Raw genomic sequence first — 544 nt, 5'->3', positions numbered from 1 at the left:
CTTTGTGATTCATGACTGGGGTGAAGTCGTAACAAGGTAACCGTAGGGGAACCTGCGGTTGGATCACCTCCTTACCTTAAAGAAGCGTACTTTGCAGTGCTCACACAGATTGTCTGATGAAAAACGAGCAGTAAAACCTCTACAGGCTTGTAGCTCAGGTGGTTAGAGCGCACCCCTGATAAGGGTGAGGTCGGTGGTTCAAGTCCACTCAGGCCTACCAAATTTTCCCTGAATACTGCGTTGTGAAATAACTCACATACTGATGTATGCTTCGTTATTCCACGCCTTGTCTCAGGAAAAATTATCGGTAAAGAGGTTCTGACTACACGATGGGGCTATAGCTCAGCTGGGAGAGCGCCTGCTTTGCACGCAGGAGGTCTGCGGTTCGATCCCGCATAGCTCCACCATCTCGTGAGTGTTTACGAAAAAATACTTCAGAGTGTACCTGAAAGGGTTCACTGCGAAGTTTTGCTCTTTAAAAATCTGGATCAAGCTGAAAATTGAAACACAGAACAACGAAAGTTGTTCGTGAGTCTCTCAAATT

The 544-nt window shown here is 46.3% G+C and carries 2 tRNA genes and 1 rRNA gene; all 3 read left to right on the top strand.

From position 1 onward, the window contains the following. A 16S ribosomal RNA gene (locus tag ACLJTG_RS23685) occupies positions 1-74 on the top strand; the annotation flags it as partial. Between the two features lie 69 nt (positions 75-143). Continuing rightward, positions 144-220 (top strand) — tRNA-Ile (locus tag ACLJTG_RS23680). Positions 221-331: 111 nt separating this feature from the next. Then, positions 332-407, top strand: a tRNA-Ala gene (locus tag ACLJTG_RS23675). Positions 408-544 lie beyond the last annotated feature (137 nt).

Origin of the sequence: Salmonella sp. SAL00672 (assembly GCF_046552175.1) — a bacterium.
Lineage (GTDB): Bacteria > Pseudomonadota > Gammaproteobacteria > Enterobacterales > Enterobacteriaceae > Salmonella > Salmonella enterica.
This window is presented reverse-complemented; position numbering and strand designations above follow the sequence as displayed.